Raw genomic sequence first — 17022 nt, 5'->3', positions numbered from 1 at the left:
TTTAAAGCCCCGCACCGCTGTTTTGCCCCAGTGCAGCCATCGTTGCAATCTATCATTCGCCTTTTGCAGAATGATTTTTTGCAGAAAGCCATTTTCTCTCTGGGTTTTTAGGCGCATATTGGTCTAGAAATACACGCCAAAGATCTAAATACGATAGGTTTATCTTGCCATGCTTCTGGCCTGCCCAATTTGCCAAGCCCAATATGAAGTGCCCGAAGACGCTATTCCAGAGACGGGATGCGAGGTGCAATGTTCGGCCTGTGGTGAAACCTGGTTCCAAACGCACCCGCAAGCCACTTTTCCAATTGAAAATATCCGCGGTGATCAGCGCCTGCAAGACTTTGCCTATATAAAGGGCGCGATCGAGCATAACAGCGAGTCTCAAACGACTGAACCAGGCAACCGCGAGGCACAGAGCCCTATCTTCAACAATCCAACCGCGATTCAACGCCCCCCGATCGCACCCGCTGTTGCGGAAGTGTTGCGGCAGGAGGCGGATCGAGAAGCAAGAGTGCGCGCGGCCTCCGTATTCGCAGAAGATCAAGCCCCGCGTGAGGCCGATACCCGAGCGGCTCTCGAAACGGCGCAAAGCAGCTTGCAGGCCACTCCGGCGGCGCCAACAAACGCCTTTCCCTCAGCGCCACCTCCCGCGGCGGCCAGCGAGTCGGATCAATTTGAAGCTGAGGAAACCGCGCCTGCGCCCAAACCCAACACCGCCCAAAATGCGGATGCGCCATCTTATAGATCGGGCAGGCTGGGCTTCATAATCGGGGTTGCTGCGGTGATGGCCGCTTTGCTTTTTTACCTTTACGCAGAAACACTCAGCAGCGCAGCCCCAAGCCTAACACCCTATGCCGATCTTTATACGTTATGGGTGGATGCCCAGCGCCAGCGTGTAGACCCATTGATCGACCAAAGCGTTCTGTGGGTTCTCGCGCAGGTTAAGCAGGTGTTTTGAGCCCTTGGCCCTAAAATTTTTCGAGCAAGCGTTCTAAATAGTCGCGTTCGGGTTTTGAGCGATCGCGCTCACCCATACGACGTCGGATCTCCTCAAGCAGCTGTTGCGCTTGGCGCTCCATAGCCTGCCTTTCCTGCGCCTCTGACATCGCATCATCTCCCGCATGCCGGCCCTGCTGACGCCCCAGCGGATCGGTTGCCTCGCCGCGCCCGCGCCCTTGAGCTGCGCTGCCCTGATCAGCCTCGTTTAAACGCTGGGCTTCGGCAAATGCCTGGTCTAACTGCTGAATACCATCCCGCAGCGCGTCCAAAGCATCCGCCTGTTGATCCAAAGCTTCTGGTAAATTATTCTCGCCCAAAGCCCGTTCAGCTCGGCGCATAGCCTCTTCTGCTTCATCCAAAGCCTGCGCTGTGGGCCCTTCGCTACCTTCACCGTTTGGATCAAGCGGCAGATTTTGGCGTTGCCTGCCCAGAGCCTCTCGTAGGCGCCGCTGGCGATCCGCCAAGTCTTGCGCAGAGGGCGGCGTTGCATCCTCAGACGGGCCTGTTTCACCTGGGCTTTGTTGGCCCAAACCTTCACCGGGCGATTGGCTGGGTGCTTGCTGAAGATTGCGAAACGCCTCATCGGATAGGTTTTGTTGACCCCGCAGCGTCTCTTCTAAGCCTTGCAACGCTTGTTCGCGCGGAGCGCCTTCACCCGAAGAGCCTTCTGCAATCTGCATATTTTGCATCATCTGCTGCAACTCTTGAAGCGCTTGCTGCGCCTCGGCCATACGCCCCTCACGCATCAATTTCTCGATACGATCCATCATGGCCTGAAGATCATTTTGCGTTAAATCCACACTATTTTGCGGCTTGGTTGAACGCGGGCCGTTTTCAGGAGCGGTTTTTTGTCGTTCGGCCTGTTGCATCAACTGGCGCAGGTAGTTTTCATTTGCCTCGCGTAATTCTTGCATCAATTCGGCAATTTCTGCCTCAGATGCCCCGTTTTTCATCGCTTGCGACAATCGCTCTTCCGCTTGCTGCATGCGCGCTAGCGCATCATCAACATTCCCGTCTTCAAGATCAATCGCCAAGGCCCATAGCAATTCCGCAACGTCAACGCGCGCTTGTTCCAGCGCGCCTTGCGAAAGCGCTTTTGTCAGCTCACCACTTATGAAACGCAGCTGTAGATAATCACCCTCGTTGCGGATTTGCGATCCTGGTGCAAACAAGATTGCCTTGAGCATACGCGCGACCCGCCCAGCGTTTTCATGATGCCACATCAAATCGCGCCGCTGTTCAATCAAGGCCGCAGCCAAGGGATCAAAAAATCTGCGGCCGGGCAGCATCATGGCGCGCGCAGGGGTCACGACGCTTTGACCCAAAGCATCCTTGGCTTCCAAAGAAACGCTTACGGGTAGATTTGAGAGCATATGTTTCGAAAAATCTTCGGTTACATCCATCGAGAAATCTCGATACCGCCCATCAAGCGGCATCGGCAAATCAAAGCTCAAGGCCGCGTCGCTATCTGGGTCAAGCGCCAAACCATAACGCCGATCTAATGCCTCCAAATCCACTTTAATAAGCGCGCGTACTGCGGTGATGCCAAAATCATCCTGCGCGGCGTAACTGAACCGACTGATCCCAAAAAAATCGGATTCAAAGCGTCCGCTCCATTGCAGATTGGGCGGCTTATCAGGAAGCAGCGTAACAGACCAAACCGCGTTGGATGGTCCCAAAATTTCCAACACACCCTCTTGTAAAACAGCGAAGCTGTGTTGCACGCCATCCGCGGCAGACGTGGCCGGAGGGTTGGGTGAAACCGATTGATTTATTTGGTAGCTGCCTTCCGGGCCATAAAACCGCAAATCAACCCGACTGGCGCTCATAAGCGTTAAATCAGCTTGCCCGAACAGATCCGGCAAATAAAGGCTGGGCAAACCGGAATAGGGCGGCGGTGTCACCCACCCCTCCCAGCTTTGAACCTCAACCGTTTTTAGGGTTGAAGGCAGCGGCGGTGCAAAACGCGCCGCAAAATTGGACGAGGATCCAAAGCTTACGCTGACCAAAAACACCAATAACGCGCAGAGGCGTAAGCCAAAAGGATCAGCTTTCATCAGAGTGAGATCAGGGGGAACCGATAAGGCCTGGTTGGCCAGCGCTTGCATTTGGTATTGGTGGCGCCGCCAGAGCGCTTGCGTCACCGGATCTTCATCTCGGATGCTCGCAACATCGCTTAGCGCTTGCAAGGGGCGCGGTGCCAGGCTGCGATCCACGCGGTGCTTGGCGTCTTGCCAACGCGGCATGCGAAACCTTTTGATCCCCCAAAGCAACGCAGCAAAAGACCCCGCGGCAGCAATACCAACCCCCAGCGTAAGAACATCGATTTGGCCAATCGCCGGCCCTTGCCACATCAGCAAGCTAAACCCAATCAGACCAACTGAAAAAAGCGGCCAAAACGCGTTTAAGCCGCGCTCACAGATCAACCCAATAAGCGTTTTAAAGACAGCCGGCTGCGGCGCTGAAAACCGGTTTTGAACGCGTGAAAAGACCAGATTAAACCTCCAACTCTTGGCTGTTTTTTCTACAACCAAGAGGGAATCATATCTCGATTAATCATTTCGTCAAATGTCGGACGGGCTCGGATCACCGCGAATTGATCGCCGTGCACCATCACCTCGGGCACCAATTGGCGGGTATTATATTCGCTGGCCATGACGGCCCCATAAGCGCCGGCCGACCGAAACGCCACAAGATCGCCCGCGCTTTGGCGCGGCAAAGCCCGGCCTTTGGCAAATGTATCTCCAGATTCGCACACGGGGCCCACGATATCATAAGTGGCTGCTGGCTGATCCGCGCTGGCCGCTTGCACAGGCACCACATCATGATGCGCCTCATACATCGCGGGGCGGATAAGATCGTTCATCGCCGCGTCTAAAATCAGAAATTCGCGGTCTTCACCGGATTTCACATAGATCACTGAACTGACCAAAACCCCAGCATTGCCCGCAATCAAGCGCCCAGGTTCGACTTCTATTTCACAGCCTAAATGGCCCAATTCACGCTGAACCATTGCTCCATATTCCTGCAAACTGGGCAAAGGCCCAGAATCGGCCTGATAGGCAATACCAAGCCCACCGCCCAGATCAAGCCGACGAATATCATGCCCCTCGGCCCGCAATTGCTGGGTCACGCTTGCAAGTTTGCGATACGCCAATTCGAAAGGGGCCAACTCCGTCAACTGGCTACCGATATGCACATCGACGCCCACCGCCTCGAGCCCGGGTAAGCTGGCCGCGCGCGCATAGACTTCAGAAGCGCGCGAAATCGGAATGCCAAATTTATTTTCTGCCTTGCCGGTGGCAATCTTGGCATGGGTTTTCGCATCCACATCGGGATTCACCCGCATGGTGATTGGCGCAACCGTTTCTAAAGACACTGCCACCTCATTGAGGGCTTCCAGCTCGGCTTCGCTTTCCACATTGAATTGGCGCAAACCGCCGCGCAGCGCGAAAGCCATCTCTTCGCGGGTTTTCCCTACCCCCGAAAATACGATCCGCTCTGGGGCAACGCCGGCGGCAATAGCGCGGCGATATTCCCCCCCTGACACCACATCCATCCCAGCGCCCAACCCGGCAAGGGTTTTTATAATGGCCTGGTTCGATGCGGCCTTCATCGCAAAACACACAAGGTGATCCATGCCTTGCAGCGCCGCATCAACCGCATGAAAATGGCGGGTCAAGGTGGCGCTTGAATACGCGTAAAATGGCGTGCCAACTTGCGCTGCTATCTCTGCCAGCGAAACCCCTTCGCCATGAAGAATGCCGTTCTTATACTGAAAGTGATCCATGGTTACCCAAAGGCCTTTTATCTATTTTTAAAAGCTCGATTACCCTATCGACCACGGGATGAAAAGCCTTTGCCCTGTTCTAGATTATGGCGGCGTCTGCTCGAGAAAAATAAATTCGCAAAATGGCCGGAACTTCTGTTTGACAAACACTCCAGGCTGCGTCTTCTAGGTGGATATCGTTACGGGACGTATCAATGCTGACCTTCGCACTTGCCGTTTTTTTACTGATCATAACGCCAGGACCCGGTGTGTTGTCCACGGCGGGCGTGGGTGCCGCCTATGGGTTTCAACCCGGCATGCGCTATGTGATAGGGCTTTTTATCGGCACAAATTTGGTGGGCTTGGCCGTGATCAGCGGTCTCGCGGCAATCGTGTTCAGCGTTCCTGTGGTGCGGGGCCTGCTGATGGCGGCCTCGCTGGCCTATTTGGTCTATTTGGCGGGTCGGATCGCGCTGGCTGGATCAAAACTGGCTTTTATAGATGCGCGCCGACGCCCCGGGATAAAAGACGGAATATTCTTACAAATTATCAACCCAAAAGCCTATGCAGTGAACTCGGCGCTCTATTCGGGTTTTGCGTTTCTGCCCGACAACCTGCTGCTGGAAACCCTATTGAAACTGCTTATCGGCAATGCGGTCTGGTTTCCAATCCATTTGATATGGCTTTATGCGGGCAGCGCATTACATCGCCTCGACCTCGCCGAGACAACGCAAAAGCGGATAAATTATGCGATGGCAGCCGCAATGATGACCGTTGTGCTGCTTGGAGTTTCCGCCGCGCTTTAAGACAATAGTGGGCGAATGCGATCAATCGCACGCAGAATATTCTCGCTGCTATTGGCATAGGAAAACCGTACATAGCCTTCGCCAAACTGGCCGAAGCTGGTGCCGGCAACCGTGGCCACGCCCGCTTTGTCTAAAAACAAATCTTGGGTTTGCTTGGCGTTTAATCCGGTGCCGCTGATATTGGGAAATGCGTAAAATGCCCCGGCAGCATCCGCGCAGCTTACCCCCGGCAAATCATTTAACGCCTCAACGATAATTTTTCGACGCGCATCAAATTGTGCAACCATGTCACAAACCGGATCTTTGGGTCCGGTCAGCGCGGCGAGCCCTGCAAATTGCGCGGCGGCATTCACGCATGAGTGATCATTGATGCACAACCGCGTCACCGGCTCAACCATCGCATCTGGCCAAACCGCATAGCCCATGCGCCAACCAGTCATTGCATAGGTTTTTGACCAGCCGTCCAAAACGATCAGACGGTCCCGAATTTCCGGATAGGTCAATAAACTCACATGCTCGCGGCCATCATAGAGCATTTGGCTATAGATCTCATCAGAGAGAATGGCGACATGGGGATGTACGGCAAGCCCCGCAACCAATTTATCAATCTCTGCCTTTGGTGTGACCCCACCGGTTGGGTTGGCGGGGCTGTTTATGATGATCAGACGGGTTTTATCGGTGATTTGAGACAAGACCGTTTCTGCATCAAAAGCAAAGCCGTTTTCTTCCAACAAAGCCATCGGAACCGGCGTGGCGCCACTGTAGCGAATAACCGATTCATAGATGGGAAAGCCCGGGTTAGGATAAATAATTTCAGCCCCTGCCTGACCAAACATCAAAACCGCAAAAAACATCGTGGGTTTTCCACCGGGCACGATAATCACATTATCGGGATGAACCGCAGCCCCGTGACGCTGCTCCAAATCCTCTGCCACCGCCGCCCGCAATTGCGGCAAGCCATTGGCCGGCGTGTAGCCATGATGGCCGTCCTGCAATGCTTTTATCCCCGCATCGACAATATGTTGCGGGGTGCGAAAATCTGGCTGGCCAATTCCCAGGTTGATAATATCCCGTCCCTCTGCCGCCAGTTTTTGCGCGCGCGCCAGAACCACAAAGGCCGATTCTGTTCCAAGCCGAGAAATACTATCGGCAAATTTTAATTGTGTCATTCGATGTCCTTTTGCATGCGTAGCCGCATAAAAAAATAAAACGGCAATCCGCATCCCAGCCCGATACATACGATAAGGGGAATGCTGATAAGCCCTGAAAAGTTACGCCTTTGAAAGGCCTCAAACACGATCCAAACCACCAAAGCGATGGCAGCAACGATCAAATCCCACGCCAAGCCCGCGCTGGTCTGGGTTAAGAAAAAAGCTGATATCAAAGCGCCAAGACCGCCCTCATTTTGGGCCATCCAAGAGGTGAAATAATACATCGGATGCACAGCACCCCAAACCGCCAAGCCCAAAAACACCCAAGAGATTTGCCGCATTTATTTTACGTCTTCCGTTTTTGGAGGCATGGGCGGGCCATCAACGCCGCATCCGGGCAATCCAACCATATACATCACAGAAAGCGCGATCCAAACCAATTTCATGCTTCCAGCTCCTGTTTCCACCGCAGGATCTGCGCGCGCACCTGCGCGGGCGCAGTGCCGCCGTAAGAGATGCGCGAGGCTACCGAATTCTCTACGCCCAAGACATCATAAACCTCTTTGGTGATCGCGGGATCCACAGAGTGCATCTGCGTCAGGCTTAAATCTTGTAGCTCGCATTTTTCGGCCTCGGCCAGCGCCACCAAACTGCCCGTGACATGATGGGCATCGCGAAACGGCATGTTTAAACTGCGCACCAGCCAATCTGCCAGATCGGTGGCGGTTGAAAACCCGGCCCCTGCGGCCGCGTAAAGGGCAGCTTTATTGGCCTGCATATCGGCCACCATACCCTGCATCGCGGCCAAGGCCAGCATCAGGTTATCGGCGGCGTCAAACACTTGCTCTTTGTCTTCTTGCATATCTTTGGAATAGGCCAAAGGCAGGCCCTTCATCACCATCATTAAGGCAACATTGGCACCAAAAATACGCCCGATTTTTGCGCGGATCAATTCAGCCGCATCGGGATTTTTCTTCTGCGGCATGATAGACGATCCGGTTGAGAACCGATCCGACAAGCTGACAAAACGAAATTGCGCGGAGGACCAGATTACAAGCTCTTCGGCGAAACGGCTGAGATGCATCGCGCAGATGCTTGCCAAGCCTAAGAATTCCAACGCAAAGTCACGATCGCTGACCGCATCCAACGAATTGGCAGCCGGGCGATCAAAGCCCAGCGCTGCGGCGGTGCTGTTGCGATCGATCGGAAACGACGTTCCGGCCAAGGCAGCAGCCCCTAAGGGACATTCAGACATACGCGTGCGGGCATCGCGCACGCGGCTTAAATCGCGCCCGAACATTTCGACATAGGCCATCATATGATGCCCCCAGGTCACTGGCTGCGCGGTTTGCAGATGCGTAAACCCTGGCATTACCCAATCCGCACCCTGTTCTGCTTGCGCGATAAGCGCGTGAATCAAAGCCGTTAATGCAACCTCACAGGCGTCTAATTGGTCACGCACCCAAAGTTTGAAATCAGTTGCAACTTGATCATTGCGCGAGCGCGCCGTGTGCAACCGGCTGGCAGGTGCCCCTACCAGATCTTTCAACCGTGCTTCGATATTCATGTGAATATCTTCCAGCTTGCTTGAAAACACAAATTTCCCGCTCTCGATCTCTGACAAAATGGTGATCAGACCTTCCTCAATCGCTTCAAAATCGTTATCGCTTATAATGGATTGTGCCGCCAACATCGCCGCATGCGCGCGCGATCCGGCTATATCTTGGGTGGCAAGGCGCTGGTCAAATCCGATTGATGCATTAATTGCTTCCATAATCGCATCAGGACCGCTTGCAAAGCGGCCTCCCCACATCTGATTTGAGGACGTGTTAGACATCAATTTACCTTTCGGAGGACACATGGCATTTATTCGTTCACTCTTTGTTTATACTGCTCTTATTCTGGGTGCAAATAGCACATTGGCGGCGGCAAATAGCACGGACCATCTACAGGCGTTAAAGCAAGGAGATATGAAGAAATTGGTGTTGCACAAAACGCCAAAAGAAATTTCAGAGCGCGCTTTTTTAACGCAAGGAGCAGATGAGGGGCGCTTGTCAGATTTTGACGGGCAATATGTTTTGCTGAATTTTTGGGCAACATGGTGCGCCCCTTGCCGCAAAGAAATGCCAAGCCTGTCAGCCTTACAAACGCAGCTGGGCGATGCGCGGTTTAAGGTGGTTACCATCGCAACAGGCCGAAATGCACCAAAAGCCATGCAGGCGTTTTTTGACGCTCTTGAGATCAAAAACTTGCCTTTGTATCGAGATCCGAAACAGAAACTTGCCAAAGACATGGCCGTGCTGGGTTTGCCCATGACGCTGCTCATTTCACCCCAGGGCAAAGAGGTTGCGCGGCTACGAGGTGAGGCCGATTGGGCCAGTGCACCGGCGCGGGCGCTTTTACGGGCTTGGATTCAACCGGCCCACTAAGACACGCTGGCACGCTAAAATCGCGCCTTAATGAAAAAAGATCCCAGCAACTGGCCGGTATGTTGCTGTTCAAATTCAGGGCTAAGATAGGTCCAACCAATGAAATTGCTCCAACGGCCCTGTACATAATTCAAACCAACCCTTGCGCGCACGCGATATTTAGAAGCGCGCAAGGCATTGCCGGATAAAATCAGTGAGCCAATAACACGTGTCAAATCCACGCCTGCGCTGAGTAAAAACCCTTCCTCCCTTTTGTCTACAACGCTATAACGCTGCCCCGAAACGGGCGCTCTTGCAAAAAATGCTTCGGACAAATCCCCAAACAATCCTACATCTACTCCAATTCGGATTAGGTCTTCGACCCCTGTTTGAACTTCTACAAACGGACGAATATTGGTTGAAGGAGATAGTGCGCTAGGCTGCGCAACCTCTATTAAACTTCCAAGGACAAACTTATTGGACACTTGCGTATTTCTTACAAAATCTGACGGAAAGGGCTGGCCAAGCTCGGAATGAACCGTTTGCTGCAACCCCATGAGGCCGGTTTGTGGGCCCAACAATGATGCATCTACCCCGAAGTTATAGGCCAAGCCGCCCGCTTGAAAGTGACGGTGCAGACCGATCGACAAATGGCCCACATAAGCCCTGTCTATATCTTCCATCAAGCCCGCCTTTTCACCGGCGTCAGACCTGTCAGGATTACGCGATAAATCTGACGGAGCTATTATCTGGCTAAACAATCTAAGTTCATTAAGCGCCTCTCTGCGCCGCCATGTCCGTGTCATTTCCGGACGACCAAAAACGCGGCTGGACACTAGCGACCCCGTGCGCCATCGATCCCTTCCATCCCCAAAGAAATCATTTGTAAACAAAAGGCCATATCCAAGCAGTTTGGTTTTTTCCTTTGCTTGAATGCCGTGAGGTAACGCAAAAAAGCAGAGGCCCACTAGTAGAAACTTTAAAAATACCACTTAATACTTATCCAAATATTTTGCTTTACATAAGGCGCAGTTACAGTTTTTAGATAATGCTCGATGATGCTGAATTTATAAAAAAATCCTAAAATAAACAAATCTTTTCGAACTATTCAGTAAAGTATCTATATGGTATTTTTTAAAATTCTGACTAAATGGTTAATGTTTTAACTGTAGAAACCATTGAGCTTTGTTAGCTGATATAAAAATATTTTGAAGTCATTAAATGACCCTATATATCAAAATAGACAATAGCCCAACTTCACATAATATTCCGAGATTCAATCACAGATAGAACATTTTTAAATTCTGAATAAATTAATAATCATTTATTGAGATGATACATCATGAAATCAAAAAGCACTTGAAACTAATTAAATCTGTTAAAATTTATTACTTAATATAATTTTGATATTAAAATTAAAAATATGCCTTTCAATTTATCTAGCACCAGCCTTGTAAATAAGAAAAAGGTTATTGACATATAAATAAATCAAATGATTAAGTATTTAAATATGCAATAAAAAGGACTTTTCTATGCTAGAAAATATAAATGACTACTCATTGGAAGACTTAAAAAAAATAAAAAAACAGGTCGATCAGGCTATTAACACATATAAAACCCGTGCGATCGCAAACGCACGCAAAGAATTAGAAGAAAAGGCTAAATCATTAGGCTTTTCTTTGAATGAAATTGTGGCAAGCGCGCCCGTAAAATCAAAAGTAGCCGCGAAATATGCCAATCCCGAAGATCCAAGCCAAACATGGACGGGCCGAGGTCGAAAGCCGCGCTGGGTAGAGGCATTGATTCTAAAAGGAAACACGCTCAAAGACTTAGAGATATAGCCACGGCTAAGCATTACGTCCGCCCGCAAGGTCATGGCACAAATCACGCAAAGGCGTGCGCACGTCTGTGAGGGTTGGTTCATAAATGCCTATATGCACTAGAACCCGTCAACTTCAGCTGCAATCAGATAGCGCCATGCTGATATAAGACGCCCTTCTTACCGCAAGATAGCAGATCGCTAGAAGCGCATATAATCAGCCCAAGTTCTTTTCAAGAAACTTGGTGTATTTTCAAAATATGCGCTTCGATCTTCTTCGATCAAAGGCATAATGCTTGAAGTGGAAAAGATTTCGATGAAACTCTCCGTTTGTTTAGGCCGCGAACCATCTCTTGGTATTGCGTCCAGAAGCTTGAGAGCAAAGCCAAAAGAGGCATCAGCGTCGCGTTTTAGCCGCAGCCCTGAAAACACTTCTAATGATATTTTTTTTGAAAGTCGTTTGCGCGCGCTTATCAATACCAAAGGGTGCAAAATATGCTCTGTCTCTTCAAACCTAATGGCTTTGCTTACGCTCATATCCCAAGAGCGGCTAAAACCAGCCTGTTCCAACGTTAAACCGGCGTTACGGCACCGCGCGCATCGGTTGGGCAATGATGCGTAAAGATGCGCGGCCCAAAAGGCCTCTGCAGCTGGCATTAGCTGATAGGCGCTCAATTGAAACCCATCTGAAAAACTATCAATTCGGCCTAATTTGCTGACAGCCAGAATATTTTTTTCAACAAACATCCGCCCCGTTAGGGATGCCTGATCCAGACCAAGGCCGTTTTTCTGGAAATGTATTGCGAGTCGGGTGGATAAATAACGCTCGAGATCATTGGTTATTCCAACTACAGCCCGCCGTGTTTCACCCTGCGCTGATAGGCCCCAAAAATACGTTTGTGGCAGCGGGTGTATTTCAAATGTATTCAAGCGCGATATATCGCTTAGATAGGCCAAAGCATTGCCGTCTTGATACCTTTGCGCTGATTTATACGCCGCATAGGGAATTTCTATTTGGCTTAAACTCAAGCGTCGGTTGACATGCTGCACCCGAAAACTGCGCAAATTCGTCCGCTCAGATGTCAAACCGTCCAGAACTGCCGGAAGATCCTCTGCTTGGGCTAAATTCATCTGAGAAACCACTTGGCTGCGCAGGCTGTTTAAAGACCCCTCATCGCGCAGCAACTGTTCTAAAATTTTATGCTTAGCAATGCGTTCAGGCTGCGCCCGCTCGGCCACGTGGATAGCAAAATCCTGACCACTTTCGTGATGAAATATATGGCTTTGCACCATACATGCATATATTGAGTTTCCAGCAACGGGCTGATCATGCCAAGTGAAAAAATAACCATTTTTCTGCGTCAGCACAATTGACGCAGCCGAGTTTGAAAGCGCGCTCTGCAGCGCTTTTATATCATCCCCGACCGGCGCCGTGACAATCTTTTTTAAGATAGGGCGACCCTCGCCAGAAAGCCCATAAACCTCGATAAGCGAACCATATTGCTCAGAGGGGTTCAGCCCATACGGGTCCTCAACGATCACCCGAATATCATTTGCTGAGATTTCAACCAACGATTGAGACGGCGCGTTTATCCCTAGGGTGATAATGTCTCGTTCTGCCAAAGCGCCCTGAAGATCACAACCAGACCAGCCGGGCGACGCAAGCGCAAACATCGCCGTGATCAAAAAAGTAACCGCCTTACATATTAGAAACACGCTTTGCGATCCGGCGTTAATATTGACGTTTTCTCTCACCGAACCGCGTTGATCGCCAGCAAGGATGTTGCGATATTGCTTAAAATATCGGACACTACGCGGCTAAGCCCCAATGGGCTTAATTTATCGACCCTCGGCGGCACGATCAGCACCGCGCCGGGTGGAATAATCACATTTGCGCTATCAATCTCTCCAATTGGCTCGCTTTGCCCATTGGGCAATACCATATAAACGTTCTTACTATCGGCAATCTTGCTGGTACCACCGGCTTCTGAAATATAATCTCGCGTCGTTTTATAGGGGGCATAAACCGCAGAAACCTCATTATAGACACTGCCGATCACGCTTACGTGAGAGGGGCGTTTGGGAATGAAGAGCGAATCCCCATTTTCTAAGAAAACTGGGTTTTCTCCGCTTTTCAGAGCTGCATTCACAATTTGGCGCCCCGAGCCACTTAAAGTTCGCAACTGATTGGCCAATCCAATAACGGCTGGAATCTGTTGGTTTTGCTCTGCGCTGGCATTTTGCGACAGAGAGAGAATAGATTGTTCAACTTGCCGCGCCAAAGTTAGGTTTGCGCGCGTTTGCTCTTCTTTCAACGACCGGCGCGTAAGAACGGCCCCGAGCGGATAAGCCACTTCTGTAAATCCACCTGCGCGTTCAATGATGTCATGCAGGGTTTCATCTCGGCCGACAGTGTAGGTCCCTGGCCGTTGCACCTGCCCGTTAAGAGTCACAACACCAGACATGGCATTATTCACCAAGGTTGGGATCTGTATATCGTAGGTCCCAGATAGCTTTATGGAAGTAGGACTGACAGCCGTTAAATCGATGCGTTTAGGCCGCTGAAGATCAATCTCACCGTTTTGGCTCACCACATATGTTCGCAGAATAACATTTTTAAGATCCGCGTTCGGCAGCGCCCCCCCCGCAACGCGCAGGAAAAGATCCAAACTTAAATCAGCGGCCACGGGGTATTGACCAGGTTGGCGTACAGCCCCCGAAATAAACCGCCCTGCCGCACGCAACGTGTCTACAATTTTGCTCAGATCTTCTGTCGTTTTTATCGGATCATTGGGCAAGACAAACCGTCTTACGAATTCTTGCGTATAGAAATCCAACCTCATACTGGCTTGGGTTGAAAAGGTGGATTCCGGGCTTGCAAGAGCCCCCAAAGCAAACGATCGCGTTTCAAAAGAATATCCATCAGGCGCTTGTGTCGCGACCTCTACGTAAAGTGGATAAATTTCGGCGGTACGCGTAAGCTCTCGCGCCAGCCGAGTGTTAGAAAACCGAACATCCGATGGCAAAAACCCATATTGTTGCCCATTTACGAATATAACGGTTGGAGCAGAGGCGGAAATACTGCGGGCTGCCACGGCAAGCTCAGCCTTTGTATCTAGCCGTGACCGCGTTTCAAAGGCAATCTGCTTGTCTAACTCGGCCCTTTGAAGCTGGCTTGCGCTATTGTTCGATTGGTTTGTCTGTTGCAACAGGGCGATATTTTCTTGCGGGTCTTTATTTTCATCTGATGCGCTTTCGCGACCAGTTTGATCAACTGAAAAGTTTTTCAAATTCGGCAAATTCACATCGCGCAAAAATGTGGTTGTGAAAAGTTGCAAGCGTACGCCCCCGCGCAGATCGTAGTCGGACGCCGCGGTCAACGCCTCTGAAAGCAGAAAAGCCTTGGGTTTTTGCGCCACGGCTTTTGGATCAAAGAGTAGGCTAAAGTCATAATCGATGTCTTGCGGAACCGAAAGTTGGGTTCCAAAGATATCGGCAATTGCTTGACCTTCGCTGGCCGCCACAAAGCCCACCCGCCTACCGTTCAAAAATACCTCGGCCGGCTCTGCAGAGATGAGCAATTGGGAAATTCGGCCGCTCGGTTCTGTTAAAGATTGTTTCAGCAAAGTTTGATATTGGTTCAAAGTCAAAATGATCAGCGTTTCCCCTGGCCGGATCAAAAACCGATCGGGAAATTGCAGCGCTTTGGTCAAATTGATTGCTCTATCGGCGCCGTTTTCGCTCCGGTTTCCCGCAATAAGCGCAAAATGCATATAGACATCAGACGTTAAAGCTGCGCCGTTCCGCAAAAGCTCGGCAATCGGCAAAGGGTTGACCACATTCAACGAGAACGGTTTTTCAACCGCTCCAAAAACTTTTACATCCGATTGGCTTCGGGTCTGCACAAATTGGATTTGAATCGCTTGACCGGCCTGAACCATTTGATCTTTTCCAAAAGCAATCGGTTCAGAAACCGGAACCCCCTGATCGTTAAAGCGCAGCAGATCCAGCTTTGTGCCCGGGGCCATCAACCTAATATTTGCCAAGCGAAACAGCTCTTGGCTGGAAATTTCAGTTTGGCCGGCGGCCAATTCAAAAATCGCTGGGCGCCCAACAAATCCTGCAACTGCCACCGTGCCGCCTTGATCGCCGACATGCAAACGTGCATTGTTCACCACCAAAGGGTCAACGCCGGCATCAAGCCCCAAAAGCGACTGATAAAGATCAACAATCTGGCGGTCGCCGTTTTGGAACAGGGTAATATTGCGGGCCGAGCCCTGCGGCAGAATATCCCCCACAAGCGGCAAAATTCGGCTCACAGGCGTGTAGGCCGGCACTGCAACCGTACCGGGTTGCCCTATAGCGCCGGTAACTTGCACCGATACCAACCGCGCCGCTGCAAGGCTGACATACACGTTGGCAGAGGCATCATCGACTTCCAAGACTTGCGTGATGTCACTTTGCACATCCGCGATAGAACGCCCTGCCGCAATGACGGGCAGCATCCCGGAAATAGCGATTTTTCCCTCACCATCAACCACGGCTTCTTCATCGGTGCTGCTTAATCCGCGGATTGAAATGGCAAGAATATCGCCTGCAGCTAGGCGGTAATCTGAGCCTAAAGAGTTGAAAAAGACCAATTCATCAGCAGGGTCATTCGCGATATTGTTTGACGTGTCGGATTTGCCTGTTCCAAACACATCCAAGCTTTCACCGGTAAGAACCTTGTAATAGGTTTCGACCATCGATAGCGTTTGTGCCTCCGATTGCCCACCCAATACATCATTCGACAGCGCTTGCCCTTCTTGCATGCGCTGTTGGGCTTCTTCCGCCGTGAACCGCCGGTCCAGCAGTTTAACATTTTGCTCATTCGGGATTACCGGCTGTTTGGCCGTACGCCCTGCATTTTCAGGATTAATGTCAAAACCCTGCCCGGATAACTTATTCTCAAGGCTTTGCAGATCAGTGCCAAATGGCAGCCCCTGCGATTGCTGCTTTAGCAACTGATCAAGCGGCGAGGTTTGCGCCGCGCTATTCGTTGCAAGCAAAACCAAAATTATGAAGCTGCGAACCAATGACATCATGATTGTGATACTTTCTTTTCATTGCCACCAAGGGCTTTGCGCATCAAAACCACAGCGGCCCCTAAAAACAGCCCCAACACCAAACCCAGCGCCAAGACCAAGCTGCTTTTGGGTGATGTGGGCCGCAAGGATTGATCCGGACCCATCATAATTTCAACCACAAAAGGCCCTTCTCGCGTGGCCAGCATTAATTTTTGCTCCTCAGTCGCAATCAGTTTCGCCAATGCTTCGCGGTGTTCGCGCGAGCGCGCTTTGGAAATTTTCTGTTGATAGAACTGCAGCGCTTCTGACCCTGAAACCACGAAACGCTCTTTGAGAAATCCATCAGTTTCACGTATAAGCGCCAGCATCAGATCACTTGCCAATTCTGGCTTAGCACTTTCCATGCTCAATGTAAGCATACCACTGTTTTTATCTTCCGAAACCGATAGATCTTCGGATAGTGTTTTCGCCAAGCGCGCGGCGTTGGGCGCGATATAGGCAGCTTGCCCCTCACCGGTTAAAAGCGGCTTGATCAGACGTTTGACATTTCCCAAAGTTGAGGGAATGGGCTGCAAAAAGCTTTTACGGCTCTCATCCCATTCACCTGCGAAAAGCCGCTGTATTAAGGTTTCATCGGCAAAAAGCCGTGATGCCACTTCTTGAGACTTCAGCATCGCCTGAAATGTGATGAATTCAGTGGCGCCGCCGCTGGGCAATTGAACACCTGCCAAGGATGCAAGCCCGCCAAGCCCGCCCAAATTGCCGCCAGCCGAACTTTGATCTTCGGTAGGGCGCAACGTGACCGACACGGTATAGCTCCTCTCCGCAACATGCAAATATGCCGAGGAAAATAAAAATACGGCGCAGGTCACGATAAAAATGAGGAGCTTTCCATCCCACAGCGCGGCGAATAATTCGCGCAGATCGATCTCATCATCTTGCAGCTCGTCGCTCATCTCAAATACACACCATTCAACTTTTAATCCACTCAATATGGCAGTAAA

13 protein-coding genes are annotated in these 17022 nt (G+C 50.9%); 4 read left to right on the top strand and 9 right to left on the bottom strand.

Annotated features, from left to right (window positions below):
• Positions 1-169 precede the first annotated feature (169 nt).
• Positions 170-958: a hypothetical protein gene (locus GN241_04515; GenBank protein XAT56689.1), complete on the top strand. Its 789-nt coding sequence runs from the start codon at positions 170-172 to the stop codon at positions 956-958.
• A gap of 10 nt (positions 959-968) precedes the next feature.
• Here the strand turns inward: GN241_04515 and GN241_04510 are convergent, their stop codons facing one another.
• Both GN241_04510 and lysA read right to left on the bottom strand, forming a co-directional pair.
• Complete coding sequence (locus tag GN241_04510; protein XAT56688.1) at positions 969-3533, bottom strand: DUF4175 family protein; 2565 nt, start codon at positions 3531-3533, stop codon at positions 969-971.
• Positions 3524-4789 (bottom strand): diaminopimelate decarboxylase, encoded by a 1266-nt coding sequence (gene lysA, locus GN241_04505; protein XAT56687.1) that lies wholly within the window; start codon positions 4787-4789, stop codon positions 3524-3526. Before lysA ends, GN241_04510 begins: the two co-directional genes overlap by 10 nt.
• Positions 4790-4983: 194 nt before the next feature.
• On the opposite strand from lysA, the gene GN241_04500 reads away from it, so the two are divergent.
• The gene (locus tag GN241_04500) at positions 4984-5574 is read left to right on the top strand and encodes a LysE family transporter (protein ID XAT56686.1); all 591 of its coding nucleotides are present in this window, start codon (positions 4984-4986) and stop codon (positions 5572-5574) included.
• Here the strand turns inward: GN241_04500 and GN241_04495 are convergent.
• The 3 genes from GN241_04495 to argH form a co-directional block, all read right to left on the bottom strand.
• A complete protein-coding gene (locus GN241_04495; GenBank protein XAT56685.1) occupies positions 5571-6743 on the bottom strand; it encodes an aminotransferase class I/II-fold pyridoxal phosphate-dependent enzyme in 1173 nt (390 codons plus the stop codon). The two genes, GN241_04500 and GN241_04495, sit on opposite strands and share 4 nt — an antisense overlap.
• A complete protein-coding gene (locus GN241_04490; protein XAT56684.1) occupies positions 6740-7066 on the bottom strand; it encodes a DUF2834 domain-containing protein in 327 nt (108 codons plus the stop codon). Before GN241_04490 ends, GN241_04495 begins: the two co-directional genes overlap by 4 nt.
• 101 nt (positions 7067-7167) lie before the next feature.
• Positions 7168-8562, bottom strand: coding sequence for an argininosuccinate lyase (gene argH / locus GN241_04485; protein ID XAT56683.1), 1395 nt, complete (start codon positions 8560-8562; stop codon positions 7168-7170).
• Between the two features lie 22 nt (positions 8563-8584).
• Here argH and GN241_04480 point away from each other — a divergent pair, with 22 nt between their 5' ends.
• Positions 8585-9154 carry a redoxin domain-containing protein gene (locus GN241_04480; GenBank protein ID XAT56682.1) on the top strand — a complete coding sequence of 190 codons (570 nt, stop codon included), beginning with the start codon at positions 8585-8587 and terminating at the stop codon, positions 9152-9154.
• A 14-nt stretch (positions 9155-9168) separates the two neighbouring features.
• On the opposite strand, the gene GN241_04475 is transcribed toward GN241_04480, so the two are convergent.
• Positions 9169-10125, bottom strand: a complete 957-nt coding sequence (locus tag GN241_04475) for a DUF2219 family protein (GenBank protein ID XAT56681.1) — start codon at positions 10123-10125, stop codon at positions 9169-9171.
• 540 nt (positions 10126-10665) lie between these two features.
• On the opposite strand from GN241_04475, the gene GN241_04470 reads away from it, so the two are divergent.
• On the top strand, positions 10666-10974 hold the full coding sequence (locus GN241_04470; protein XAT56680.1) for an H-NS histone family protein: 309 nt from the start codon (positions 10666-10668) through the stop codon (positions 10972-10974).
• Positions 10975-11153: 179 nt separating this feature from the next.
• Here GN241_04470 and GN241_04465 read toward each other — a convergent pair whose 3' ends face one another.
• The 3 genes from GN241_04465 to GN241_04455 all read right to left on the bottom strand — a co-directional run bounded on the left by GN241_04465 (position 11154) and on the right by GN241_04455 (position 16974).
• Entirely contained in the window at positions 11154-12638 is a 1485-nt protein-coding gene (locus GN241_04465; GenBank protein XAT56679.1) for a hypothetical protein, read from the bottom strand.
• Between the two features lie 65 nt (positions 12639-12703).
• Positions 12704-16036 (bottom strand): hypothetical protein, encoded by a 3333-nt coding sequence (locus tag GN241_04460; protein XAT56678.1) that lies wholly within the window; start codon positions 16034-16036, stop codon positions 12704-12706.
• Positions 16033-16974, bottom strand: coding sequence for a hypothetical protein (locus GN241_04455; GenBank protein ID XAT56677.1), 942 nt, complete (start codon positions 16972-16974; stop codon positions 16033-16035). The genes GN241_04460 and GN241_04455 overlap by 4 nt, the downstream gene beginning before the upstream one ends.
• Positions 16975-17022 lie beyond the last annotated feature (48 nt).

This window comes from Rhodobacteraceae bacterium IMCC1335 (genome assembly GCA_039640495.1).
Classification (GTDB): Bacteria; Pseudomonadota; Alphaproteobacteria; order Rhodobacterales; family Rhodobacteraceae; genus Thalassovivens.
Note: the sequence above shows the minus strand (reverse complement) of the source record. Positions and strands in the feature narration are given on the sequence as shown.

Bases quoted from the DNA above. Each gene is read 5' to 3' on its own strand.
- GN241_04515 (XAT56689.1), top strand. From the start codon at position 170: ATGCTTCTGGCCTGCCCAATTTGCCAAGCCCAATATGAAGTGCCCGAA.
- lysA (XAT56687.1), bottom strand. From the start codon at position 4,789: ATGGATCACTTTCAGTATAAGAACGGCATTCTTCATGGCGAAGGGGTT.
- GN241_04500 (XAT56686.1), top strand. From the start codon at position 4,984: ATGCTGACCTTCGCACTTGCCGTTTTTTTACTGATCATAACGCCAGGA.
- GN241_04495 (XAT56685.1), bottom strand. From the start codon at position 6,743: ATGACACAATTAAAATTTGCCGATAGTATTTCTCGGCTTGGAACAGAA.
- GN241_04490 (XAT56684.1), bottom strand. From the start codon at position 7,066: ATGCGGCAAATCTCTTGGGTGTTTTTGGGCTTGGCGGTTTGGGGTGCT.
- argH (XAT56683.1), bottom strand. From the start codon at position 8,562: ATGTCTAACACGTCCTCAAATCAGATGTGGGGAGGCCGCTTTGCAAGC.
- GN241_04480 (XAT56682.1), top strand. From the start codon at position 8,585: ATGGCATTTATTCGTTCACTCTTTGTTTATACTGCTCTTATTCTGGGT.
- GN241_04470 (XAT56680.1), top strand. From the start codon at position 10,666: ATGCTAGAAAATATAAATGACTACTCATTGGAAGACTTAAAAAAAATA.
- GN241_04460 (XAT56678.1), bottom strand. From the start codon at position 16,036: ATGATGTCATTGGTTCGCAGCTTCATAATTTTGGTTTTGCTTGCAACG.
- GN241_04455 (XAT56677.1), bottom strand. From the start codon at position 16,974: ATGAGCGACGAGCTGCAAGATGATGAGATCGATCTGCGCGAATTATTC.